The organism is Rhodococcus sp. LW-XY12 (genome assembly GCF_019317345.1).
In the GTDB taxonomy this organism is placed as follows: domain Bacteria; phylum Actinomycetota; class Actinomycetes; order Mycobacteriales; family Mycobacteriaceae; genus Rhodococcus; species Rhodococcus pyridinivorans.
Genome location: NZ_CP079225.1, coordinates 3779674 through 3792174 on the forward strand (window position 1 = coordinate 3779674; position 12501 = coordinate 3792174).

General features: G+C 69.5%; 1 protein-coding gene (only partly in view). It reads right to left on the reverse strand.

All coding sequences use genetic code 11. The annotated features are described in order from the left end of the window. On the reverse strand, positions 1 to 12453 hold the 5' end (the start) of the coding sequence (locus tag KXC42_RS17510; RefSeq protein WP_219129325.1) for a non-ribosomal peptide synthase/polyketide synthase. It extends 17136 nt beyond the left edge of the window; the window shows 12453 of its 29589 coding nt (coding positions 1-12453); the start codon lies at positions 12451 to 12453; the stop codon falls past the left edge of the window. Positions 12454 to 12501: the final 48 nt, after the last annotated feature.

Sequence of the window (12501 nt, forward strand, 5' to 3'; positions counted from 1 at the left end):
CGCGAGTGCGGTGTGCAGCACCATGAACATCGTGGTGTTCGTGCGCCGGCCGAGGTCGGCGAGGCGCCGGTGGAGTTCGGCCTCGACCGTGAAGTCGACGCGGCCGCCCCGGAACGACTGGACCGCGGGACGCGGCCGGTCGCTCGGGAGATCGAGCTGGTCGGGCAGGCCGGCGAGAGCGTGCTTCCAGTACTCGACCTGCTTGGCGGCGAGCGATTCGGGATCGTCCTCGTCGCCGAGCACCTCGCGCTGCCAGATGGCGAAGTCGGCGTACTGCACCGAGAGCGGCTCCCACGCGGGGGTGTCGCCCTGCGATCGCGCGACGTAGGCCGTCATGAGGTCGCGCGTGAGCGGACCCATCGACGAGCCGTCGGCGGAGATGTGGTGGACCACGAAGGCGAGGACGTAGTCGGATTCGCGGACCCGGAACAGTCGCGCGCTCAGCGGCACAGCCGTGGTGACGTCGAAGATCGTCGCCGCGAGTTCCTGGACGGCGGCGACGATGTCCGCCTCCGGCACGTCCACCGGGGTGAGGTCGGGAACCGCCTGCGCGGCCGGAACGATGACCTGGACGGGACCGTCCCCGGTCTCCGGATAGAAGGTGCGCAGCGATTCGTGACGGGCCACGAGGTCGCCGACGGCGGCCTGCAGCGCGTCGACATCGAGATCGCCGGTGAGCCGGATCGCGATCGGCACGTTGTAGGCCGACGATTCGGTGTCGAAGCGGTTGAGGAACCACATGCGCTGCTGCGCGAGCGACAGAGGCACGCGCTCGGGCCGCTCGACGGCTTCGAGAGGCCGGCGGTCGTCGCCGCGCTGCGACTCGACCGCACCGGCGAGCGATTCGACGGTGGTGTTCTCGAAGAGGGCGCGCACCGGAACCTTCGCACCGAGCGCGGCTCCGAGGCGGGAGGCCACCTGGGTGGCGAGCAGCGAGTTGCCGCCGAGTTCGAAGAAGTCGTCGTCGAGGCCGACCCGTTCGACGCCGAGCACCTCGGCGAAGACCGCGGCGACGGCCTGCTCGGCCGGTGTGACGGGGGTCCGGAACTCGCGGGTCTCGAAGACCGGCTCGGGCAGGGCCCTGCGGTCGAGCTTGCCGTTGACGTTCAGCGGCAGCGCGTCGAGCGTCACGAACGCCGAGGGCACCATGTACGACGGCACCTGCGTCGCCAGGTCGCTCCTGACCGTCGCCGCGTCGAGGGTGTTGTTCTCGGCGGGAACGACGTACGCGACCAGCTGGGTGCCGACCCGCTCGTCCTCCCGGGCGATGACCGCGACGTCACGCAGCGCATCCATCGCACGCAGGGCGGATTCGATCTCGCCGAGCTCGATGCGGAAACCACGCACCTTCACCTGGAAGTCGGTGCGCGACAGGTAGTCCAGCTGCCCATCGCGGGTCCACCGCACCAGATCGCCCGTGCGGTACAAGCGTTCTCCGTCACCGAACGGTGAGGCGACGAACCGCTCCGCGCTCAGATCGGGTCGATCAAAGTAGCCGCGTGCGAGCTGCGCACCGGCGAGGTAGAGCTCACCGGCGACACCGGCCGGCACCGGATGCAGACGCTCGTCGAGCACGTAGACACGGGTGTTCCACTCGGGCACACCGATCGGCACCGACGCCCCCGAGGTATCGGTGACGTCACCGGCGGTGACGGACACCGCGGCCTCGGTCGGGCCGTACAGGTTCACCAACCGGGCGGCGTTGTGCTCGACGAACCGCTTCGCGGTGGCCGGCGGGAGGGCCTCACCGATGGCCAGTACCTGCCGCAGGGACGGCGTGAGGGTGCCGCCCGCGTCGACCATCAGAGCCTCGAGCATCGACGGCACCACGTGCAGGGTCGTGACCGACTGCTCCGTCAGCAACCGGTTCAGATAGGCCGGATCGCGATGACCGTCGGCCGACGCGATGACCACACGGCCACCGGAGACCAGAGCGGACCAGAACTCCCACACCGACAGGTCGAAGGTCGCCACCGTCTTCAACAGCACCGCATCATCGGTACCGAGCTCGAAATGCTCACGCTTCCACAGCAACTGGTTGACGATCGCCGCATGCGGCACCGCCACACCCTTCGGCCGGCCCGTCGAACCCGACGTGAAGATCACATACGCCGTGTTCGTCGCACGCAACGGCGCAATCCGCTCGGTGTCGGTCACCGGCGCCGCGGACAGCTCGGACAGATCCAGGCTGTCGAGCAGCAGGATGGGGACAGACTTCTCCCCCGGTGCCGTGAACTCGTCGCGTTCGGTGGACAGGATCACCACCGGAGCAGCCGTGTCGAGAATGTACGCATTGCGATCGTCCGGCTGATCCGGATCCACCGGCACATACACGCCACCGGCCTTGACCACCGCATACATACCGACCAGCAACTCGACCGAGCGACGCATCGCCAACGCCACCGTCGACTCCGGACCCACACCCAGCGAGACCAGTTTGCGTGCAAGGCGATTCACCCGAGCATCGAACTCGGCATAGGTCAGCGACTCACCCTCGAACACCAATGCCGTTGCATCCGGCACCCGCGAGACCTGCTCGTCGAACAGATCCACCAGGGTCGACGCCTGCTCGACCACGCGGTCGGTGGCGTTCCACGACTCGAGGATCTCGACCCGTTCGGATCCGTCGAGCATGTCGATGTCGCCGACGGCCGTGGTCGGGTCGGCGACGATCGCCTCGACGACCCGCACGAAACGCTGCGCGAAGCCCTCGACCGTCGACTCGTCGAACAGATCGGTCGCGTACGTGAAGGTGGCGTCGATGACGTCAGGTGCACCGTCGTCGTCGTAGTGGTCGAACACCGTGAGCTGCAGGTCGGTCTTCGCAAGCTGCAACTCGAAATCGGTGGAGCTCACCGTCAGACCGGGCAGTTCGAGCTGGGTACGCGCCAGGTTCTGGAACGACAGACCCACCTGGAAGAGCGGGTTGCGGGCGGTCGAGCGCACGGGGTTCAGCACTTCCACCAGGCGTTCGAACGGCACGTCGGCGTTCGCGAAGGCACCGAGGTCGGTCTCGCGGGTGCCTTCGAGGAGTCGTTCGAAGGACTGTGCCGGGTCGACGTCGCTGCGGAAGACCAGCGTGTTGACGAACATGCCGATCAGGTCGTCGAGCTCGCGCTCGCCACGACCGGCGATCGGGGTGCCGATCGCGATGTCGCGGGTGCCCGAGAGCCGTGCCAGCAAGGTCGCGAAGGCCGCGTTGACGACCATGAACAGCGTCGCGTTCTTCGATCGCGCGAGTTCCTGCAGGCCGCGGTGCAGTTCAGGTGAGATCGTGAGCTGCAACGATTCGCCGCGGAAGCTCTGACTCGGCGGACGCGGGCGGTCGGACGGGAGGTCGAGTTGGTCGGGCAGGCCGGCGAGGGCCTGCTTCCAGTACTCGACCTGCTTGGCGGCCAGCGATTCCGGATCGTCCTCGCTGCCGAGCACCTCGCGCTGCCACAGCGCGTAGTCGGCGTACTGCACGGGCAGCGGTTCCCATGCCGGGGCGTCCCCGTGGGAGCGCGCTGCATAGGCCGTCATCAGGTCGCGGGTGAGCGGGCCGACCGACGCACCGTCGGCCGACACATGGTGCACGACCAGCGCGAGGATGTGCTCGTCGTCGCTGACGCGGAAGATGCGCACCGCGACTGGCACCTCGGAGGTCACGTCGAAGGTCGTCGACATGAAGGCGACGATCTCGGGTTCGAGTTCGGCCTCCGCGACCTCGCGCACGACGAGTTCGGGCAGCGCACCGTCGAGCGGGAGCACCACCTGGTGCGGGCCCTCCGGCGAGTCCGGGTAGATGGTGCGGAGCGATTCGTGTCGCGCGATGACGTCGCGTGCTGCCGCGCGGAGCGCCTCGACATCGAGGGTGCCGACGAGCCGCACGGCGATCGGGATGTTGTCGACCGCGGAGGACGCCGTGTCGAACTGGTTGAGGAACCAGTAGCGCTGCTGCGCGAGCGACAACGGCACCCGGTCAGGTCGTTCGGTGGCGACGAGGGGCCGGCGCGGACCGCCGGAGACCCCGCGTTCGAGGCGTGCTGCAAGCTCTTCCACGGTGGAGGCCTCGAACAGCAAGCGCAGCGGAACGGTGGCGTTCAGCGCGGCACCGATGCGGGAGACCACCTGGGTGGCGATGAGCGAGTTGCCGCCCAGCGCGAAGAAGTCGTCGTCGAGGCCGACGCGGTCGACACCGAGGACCTCGGAGTAGATCGACGCCACGACCTGCTCGGTGGAGGTGGTGGGAGCGCGGAACTCCTTGACCTCGAAGACCGGGTCGGGCAGTGCCTTGCGGTCGAGCTTGCCGGACGCACCGAGCGGCATGGCGTCGAGGAGCACGTAGGTGGCGGGCACCATGTAGGCCGGTAACTGCGCGGACAGTGCCGCACCAGCCGCCACCTGATCGAAGGTCGCACCGGCCTGCGGGACGACGTAGGCGACGAGCTGGTCCTGACGGACGAGCACGACGGCCTGGTCGACCTCGTCGAGGACGAGCAGCGCGGTCTCGATCTCGCCGAGTTCGATGCGCAGACCGCGGAGCTTGACCTGGAAGTCGGTGCGGCCGATGTAGTCGAGCTCGCCGGCGCCCTCCGTCCAGCGCACGAGGTCGCCGGTGCGGTACAGCCGCTCACCGTCGCCGAACGGCGAGGCGACGAAGCGTTCGGCCGTGAGGTCGGGGCGCTGCATGTACCCGCGGGCGAGCTGAGCTCCCGCGAGATAGAGCTCTCCCGCGACCCCCACGGGCACGGGCGCGAGACGCTCGTCGAGGACGTAGACGCGGGTGTTCCACACGGGGGCGCCGATCGGCACGGAGACCGTGTCGGCGTCGGTGGCCTCGTGGTAGGTCACGTCCACGGCTGCCTCGGTGGGGCCGTAGAGGTTGTGCAGGCCGGCATCGGACAACAGTGCCCGCGTGCGTGCGGCCAGTGCGGGCGGGAGCGCCTCACCGGAGGCGAAGACGTGACGGAGCGAAGTGAGTTCGTCGGCCGACGCTTCGGCGACGAACACCGCCAGCATCGACGGCACGAAGTGCACGACGGTCACGCCGCGCCGCTCGATCACCGAGGCCAGGTACCGCGGATCGCGGTGACCGTCCGGCACGGCGACCACCAGTCGGGCACCGATCTGCAAGGGCCAGAAGAACTCCCACACCGACACATCGAAGGTGAACGGGGTCTTCTGCAGCACCACGTCGGCGCCGGTGAGCGGGTATTCGTGCTGCATCCAGCGCAGGCGGTTGACGATCGCGCCGTGCGGCACCGCCACACCCTTCGGGCGCCCGGTGGACCCGGACGTGAAGATGACGTAGGCGGTGTTCGACGCCCGCAGCGGAGACGTCCGCTCGGCGTCGGTGACCGGCCCGGACGCCGTCGCGGACAGGTCGAGGGTGTCGACGAGCAGGCTCGGGACGGACCTCTCCCCCGGTACGCGGAATCCGTCGCGTTCGGTGCTCAGCACCACCACGGGCGCGGCGATGTCGAGGATGTACCCGTTGCGATCCTCGGGCTGATCCGGATCGATCGGCACGTAGGCACCACCGGCCGTAACGACCGCGTACATACCGACGAGCAGATCCAGCGAGCGGCGCATCGCCAGACCCACCCGCGCGTCGGGACCGACACCGAGCGAGATCAGATGCCGCGCAAGACGGTTCACGCGCTCCGAGAACTCGCCGTAGGTCAGCGACTCGCCCTCGAACTCCACCGCGACCGCATCCGGCGACCGCCGGACCTGCTCGGCGAACAGATCCACGAGGGTCGAGGTGTCGTCGAGCGCGCGGCCGGTGTCGTTCCACTGCTCGAGGACCTGCACGCGTTCGGCATCGTCGAGCAGGTCGACATCACCGATAGCGACGGAGAGATCACCGGTGACCGCATCGAGGAGACGGACGAAGCGCTCGGCGACGCGCTCGACCGTGCGGGTGTCGAACAGATCGGTGGCGTAGGCCAAGCCCACCGAGTACTCGGCGGCACCGGTCGCGGTCGGCGTCTCGGTGACGACGAACTGGAGGTCGAACTTGGCGGTCGCGATGTCGAGGTCGACGGCCTCGACGGTCAGCCGCGGAAGTTCGAGGGAGCCGGTCTCGAGGTTCTGGAACGACAACATCACCTGGAACAGCGGGTGACGCGCGGTGGAGCGCTCGGGGTCGATGATCTCGACGAGTCGTTCGAACGGCAGGTCGGCGTGGCCGAACGCCTCGAGGTCGGCGCCGCGCACCCGGCCGAGCACCTGCTCGAACGACTCGCCGCCCTCGACCCGGGTGCGCAGCACGAGGGTGTTGACGAACATGCCCACCAGATCGTCGAGCGCCGCGTCGCCACGACCGGCCACCGGAGTACCGATCGCGATGTCGTCGGTGCCCGACAGACGCGCCAGCAGCACCGCCAGCGCGGCGTGCACCACCATGAACGGGGTCGCGTTGCGTTCGCGGGCGAGCGTGACGATGCGGTCGTGCAGCGTCTCGTCGATGGTGAACTCGTGCAGGGCACCACGATTGGTGGCGACGGCGGGGCGCGGGCGGTCGGCCGGCAGGTCGAGCTGCTCGGGCAGACCCTCAAGCGTGTCCCGCCAGAAACCGACCTGCGAGGAGATGACCGACTCCGGATCGTCCTCCGAGCCGAGCACCTCCCGCTGCCAGATCGCGAAGTCGGCGTACTGGACCGGCAGCGGCTCCCATCCCGGCTCGCCGCCGGCGGCGCGGGCCGCGTAGGCCGAGACGATGTCGCGAGTGAGCGGGCCCATCGAGAAACCGTCGGCGGCGATGTGGTGCACGACCAGCACCAGCACGTGCTCGGCCGCGGTCCCGGTCTCGGTGACGGCGAACAGCCGGGTCCGGAAGGGGACCTGCGTCGTCACGTCGAAGCCGGTGCCGACGATCTCGGTGGCCCGGGCGATCAGATCGGACTCGGCCACCGGGACCGGCGTCAGGTCGGGCACCACCTCGTCCACCGGCAGCACCTGCTGGTAGCCCACACCGTCGACGTCCGGGTAGATCGTCCGCAGCGACTCGTGCCGGCCGAGCACGTCGACCACCGCGGAGCGCAGCGCCTCGACGTCCAGGGCGCCGGTCAACCGGATCGCCCCGGGGATGTTGTTGACGGCCGATTCCGGTTCGAAGCGGTTGAGGAACCACATGCGCTGCTGCGCGAGCGACAGTGGGACCCGCTCGGGACGTTCCTGTGCGACGAGCGGCGTGCGGCCCTGGGCCTCGCTCTGCTCGACGCGGGCGGCGAGAGCGGCTACGCCGGGCGCCTCGAACAGGACACGAACGGGCACAACGGTTCCCAGTTCGGAACCGAGGCGCGCGACGACCTGCGTCGCGATGAGCGAGTTGCCGCCGAGGGCGAAGAAGTCGTCGTCGAGCCCGACACGGTCGACACCGAGGACGTCGGCGAACACGCCGGCGACGACCTCCTCGACCGGGGTCGTGGGTGCACGGAAGCCGCGAGCCTCGAAGACCGGGTCGGGCAGCGCCTTCCGGTCGACCTTGCCCGAGCTGCCGAGCGGCATCTCGTCGAGGACCACGAACTGCGACGGCACCATGTAGGCCGGGAGCACCGCGCTCAGCGCGGCCTGCGCGGCGTCGCGGTCGAAGGTCGTGTTCGGGGCCGGGACCACGTAGGCGACGAGCTGATCGCGGCGCACCTGCGCGGCGGCCTGCGACACCCCGGTGTGGTCGAGCAGCGCGGTCTCGATCTCCCCGAGCTCGATACGCAGACCGCGGAGCTTGACCTGGAAGTCGGTGCGGCCGAGGTACTCGAGATCTCCGCTGCGGTCGTTGCTCCAGCGCACGAGGTCGCCCGTGCGGTACAGACGTTCACCCTCGCCGAAGGGCGAGGCGACGAAACGCTCGGCGGTCAGATCGGGGCGGCCGACGTAACCGCGCGCCACCTGCACGCCCGCGAGATACAACTCTCCCACGACACCGGCGGGAACCGGCGACAGTCGCGAGTCGAGCACGTAGGCGCGGGTGTTCCACACCGGAGCGCCCATCGCGACGGAACCACCCGTCGTTCCTGCGACCGGGCGGGCGGTGGCGTGCACCGTGGCCTCGGTGGGGCCGTAGAGGTTGTGGAGCTCGGCGTCGCTGCTCCGGGAGAACTGCTCGGCCACCGACAGCGGGAAGGCTTCACCGGCGACGAGCACGGTGCGCAGCGACGCGCAGTCGTCGGGCGACACCGACGCGGCGAACACCGCGAGCATCGACGGGACGAAGGAGGTCGCCGTCACCGCGCGCTCGCGGATGACGGTGCCGAGATAGGCGGGGTCGCGGTGCCCGTCCGGGACCGCGATCACCATGCGCGCACCGACGGCGAGGGTGCCGAAGAGTTCCCACACCGACACGTCGAAGGTGAACGGGGTCTTCTGCAGCACCACATCGTCGGGGCCGATCCCGTATTCGGTGGTGATCCACCGGATCTGGTTGACGACCGAGGCATGGGCGACCGCCACACCCTTCGGGCGTCCCGTCGAACCGGAGGTGAAGATCGAGTACGCGGTGTTCGACGGCCGCAACGGCGCGACGCGGTCGGCGTCGGTGACCGGCTCGGCCGGTGTCGCGGACAGGTCGAGGGTGTCGATCGCGAGCGACGGCACCGATGCCGTGGCCGGCACGGAGAATCCGTCGCGTTCGGTGGTCAGCACCACCACGGGCGCGGCGATGTCGAGGATGTACCCGTTGCGATCCTCGGGCTGATCCGGATCGATCGGCACGTAGGCACCACCGGCCGTAACGACCGCGTACATACCGACGAGCAGATCCAGCGAGCGGCGCATCGCCAGACCCACCCGCGCGTCGGGACCGACACCGAGCGAGATCAGGTGTCGTGCAAGACGGTTCACACGCTCGGAGAACTCGCCGTAGGTCAGCGTCTCGCCCTCGAACTCCACCGCGACCGCGTCCGGCGACCGCCGGACCTGCTCGGCGAACAGATCGACGAGGGTCCCGGCGTCGCCGAGTGCGTGCTCGGTGGCGTTCCACGTGGCGAGCACATCGGTGCGCTCGGCATCGTCGAGCAGCGCGACATCACCGACCGGGAGTGCGGGTTCGGTCACGACCGCGGTGAGGATCCGGGCCAGGCGCTCGGCGAAGGACTCCATCGTCCGGGCGTCGAACAGATCGGTGGCATAAGTCAATTCGACGAGATAACCCTCGGCGGTGGCGTCGTCCGAGACGGTGACCTGCAGGTCGAACTTCGCCAGTGCCACGTCGACATCGAGCGCCGAGACGGTCAGGCCGGGCAGCTCGAGGGAGCCGGCATCGAGGTTCTGGAACGCGAGGAGCACCTGGAACAGCGGGTGCCGTGCCGTCGACCGTTCGGGGTCGATGATCTCGACGAGCCGCTCGAACGGCAGGTCGGCGTGCCCGAACGCTTCGAGGTCGGCGCCGCGCACCCGGCCGAGCACCTGCTCGAACGACTCGCCGCCCTCCACCCGGGTGCGCAGCACGAGGGTGTTGACGAACATGCCCACCAGATCGTCGAGCGCCGCGTCGCCACGACCGGCCACCGGGGTGCCGATCGCGATGTCGTCGGTGCCCGACAGACGCGCCAGCAGCACCGCCAGTGCCGCGTGCACGACCATGAACTCGGTGGTGGAGGTGCGCCGGGCGAGATCGCGGACGGCGGAACGGAGTTCGGAGTCCAGGACGAACCGGTGCGAGGCACCGCGGTAGCTCGCGACCGCCGGTCGCGGACGGTCCGCCGGCAGGTCGAGCTGCTCGGGCAGACCCGCGAGGGTCTCCCGCCAGAACGCGACCTGCGAGGAGATGATCGACTCCGGATCGTCCTCCGAACCGAGCACCTCCCGCTGCCAGATGGCGAAGTCGGCGTACTGCACCGGCAGCGGCTCCCACTGCGGGGCGTCACCCGAGACGCGGGCCGCGTAGGCCGTCACGACGTCGCGGGTCAGCGGACCCATCGAGAAACCGTCGGACGCGATGTGGTGCACGACCAGCACCAGCACGTGCTCGGCCGCGGTCCCGGTCTCGGTGACGGCGAACAGCCGGGCCCGGAAGGGGACCTGCGTCGTCACGTCGAAGCCGGTGCCGACGATCTCGGTGGCCCGGGCGATCAGATCGGACTCGGCCACCGGGACCGGCGTCAGGTCGGGCACCACCTCGTCCACCGGCAGCACCTGCTGGTAGCCCACACCGTCGACGTCCGGGTAGATCGTCCGCAACGACTCGTGCCGGCCGAGCACGTCGGTGACCGCGGCCTGCAGGGCCGCCGCGTCGAGTGCCCCCGACAGGCCGATCGCCACGGGGATGTTGTTGACCGCCGATTCCGGTTCGAAGCGGTTGAGGAACCACATCCGCTGCTGCGCGAGCGACAACGGCACCAGTTCCGGACGCACCTGCGGGACCAGCGGTGCGCGTCCGTCGCCACCCGAGGCCATGGCGGCGTCGACGAGCGAGGCGAGTTCGGCCGCCGTCGGGGCGTCGAAGAACTCGCGGACGTCGATGCGGACCTTGTGATCGGCGCTGAGCCGCGCGACGACCCGCGTCGCGCTCAGGGAGTTGCCGCCGAGTTCGAAGAAGTCGTCGTCGACACCGAGCTGCTCGATGCCGAGGACCTGCTCGAAAGCGGCGACGACGGCATGCTCGGTAGCAGTCGACGGCGCGCGGTATTCGCGCTGCAGGGAGCTGAAATCCGGTGCGGGCAAGGCCTTCCGGTCGAGCTTGCCGCTGCCGCCGAGCGGGAACTCGTCGAGTTCGACGAACAGCGACGGCACCATGTAGTCGGGCAGGCGCCGGCGCACGGCGTCGGCGAGCTCGGACCGTTCGATGTCGCGGCCGTCGGTGACGAGGTAGGCGACGAGGTGGTCGCCGAGCGCGGGGTCGGAGTGCACGACGACGACCGACTGCCGCACGCCCGGGTGGTCGAGCAACGCCGATTCGATCTCGCCGAGTTCGATGCGCAGACCGCGCAGCTTCACCTGGAAGTCCGTACGGCCGATGTACTCGATCTGCCCGTCCTCGTTCGTCTTCACGAGGTCGCCGGTGCGGTACATGCGGTCGCCGGGCTCGCCGAACGGGTCGGCGACGAAACGATCGGAGGTCAGATCGGGGCGACGGAGATAGCCGCGCGCGAGCTGGACGCCCGCGAGGTAGAGCTCGCCCTCGACACCGTCCGGGACGGGGCGCAGACCCTCGTCGAGGACGTAGAGGCCGGTGTCGGCCACGGCGGCACCGATCGGCACGACGGTGTCGTCGGCGGAGGTCGCGAAGTAGGTGACGTCGACCGCGGCCTCGGTGGGCCCGTAGAGGTTGTGCAGACGCGCCGAGGAGATCTCGTAGAAGCGGGCGACGGTCTGCGGCGGCAGCGCCTCACCGGACGCGAAGACATAGCGGAGGGTGCTCACCGACGCGGCGGTGGACTCGGTGAGGTAGACGGCGAGCATCGACGGCACGAAGTGCGCGATCGTCACGCCGCGTTCGATCATCGTCTGCGCGAGGTAGGCAGGGTCGCGGTGCCCGTCGGGCACGGCGATCGTGAGACGGGCACCCACCTGCAGGGGCCAGAAGAACTCCCAGACCGACACGTCGAAGGTGAACGGCGTCTTCTGCAGCACCACGTCGTCGGCGCGCATCCCGTACTCGGACTGACGCCAGTCGATGTTCGCGACGATCGCCCGGTGCTCGACGGCGACGCCCTTGGGCCGTCCCGTCGAACCCGACGTGAAGATGACGTAGGCGAGGTGATCGGCCGTGAGCGCGCCGCCGCGCTCCTCCGGAGTGATCGGCTCGTCGGATACCTCGGACAGGTCGAGGGTGTCGATCGTCAGCGCCGGGACGGAACCGGGGAGATCGACGGCGTCGCGCTCGGTGGTGACGACGGCGACCGGCTCGGCGATCTCGAGGACGTAGGCGAGGCGGTCGGCCGGGTGGTCGGGATCGAGCGGCACGTAGGCGCCACCGGCCTTGACGATCGCGTACATGCCGACCAGCAGGTCGAACGACCGACGGACGGCGAGACCGACACGTGCGTCGGGGCCCACACCGAGACCGATGAGGTGACGTGCGAGACGGTTGGCGCGGGCGTCGAATTCGCGGTAGGTCAGGGCCTGCCCGTCGAAATCGAGAGCGACCGCATCGGGGGTCCGCGCCACCTGGGCGTCGAAACGCGCCATGAGGGTGTCGGGATCGACCGTGGCCGGTGCTGCCACATCGTCGCCGAGCACCTCGACGGCGTCGGCCAGCAGGGCGTCGACCACCCCCGCGAGACCCGGAGCACCCAGCAGAGCGGGCGCGATGTTCGACAGAACGACCGGGAACAGCGCGTCGAAACCGAGCGCACCGCCCATGGCGGTGTCGAGCGTGGCGATCTCGTCGCGCAGGCGCGCGTAGCCGATACGGGTATCACCGTCGGTGAGGGCGACGCGGTCGGGTTCGATCTCCGCGACGGCGGCGAGCAACCGGGGAAGGTCCTCGATCGCCAGCGCCGGCTTGCCCGCCATGTCACCCGTCATCTACGTCAGCCTCCTGAAATAACCTGCGCTCGGCATCACGCTGTGCAC